The organism is Mycobacterium simiae, assembly GCF_008370645.1.
In the GTDB taxonomy this organism is placed as follows: Bacteria; Actinomycetota; Actinomycetes; order Mycobacteriales; family Mycobacteriaceae; genus Mycobacterium; species Mycobacterium simiae_A.
In genome coordinates, this window is the sequence record NZ_VTZN01000553.1 from 1 (window position 1) to 406 (window position 406).

Below are 406 nucleotides of genomic sequence, written 5' to 3' on the forward strand. Positions count from 1 at the left end.
CGGCCTCACCACGCCGGGCCTGACGCCGTCGACACCAGGATCGCTGGCCCTGCCGGGTACCACGCTGACACCCCCGACGCCGGGCGCCGGGGTCAACCCGGCGCTGACCAGCCCCACCGGGGTGACTCCCAGCCTGACCAGCCCCGCAGGCCTGGAACCGGCGCTCGGCGGCGCCAACGAGGTTCCGATCACCTCGCCGGCCGGACTGGACCCCGGGGCGGACGGCACCTACCCAATTCTTGGCGATCCGTCCTTGGGCTATGGGCCGGCGACTAGCCCGATTGGCACCGGCACCGGCGGCGGGGGAAGTAGCGGCGGCGGCGGACTGATCAACGACGTGATGCAGGTAGCCAATCAGTTGGGCGCTGCCCAGGCGATCGACTTGCTCAAAGGCGTGTTGATGCCG

1 pseudogene is annotated in these 406 nt (G+C 71.4%); it reads left to right on the top strand.

The features are described 5' to 3' along the window. Nucleotides 1–406 (top strand): annotated as a pseudogene (locus tag F0Q45_RS26865) (hypothetical protein); the annotation flags it as partial.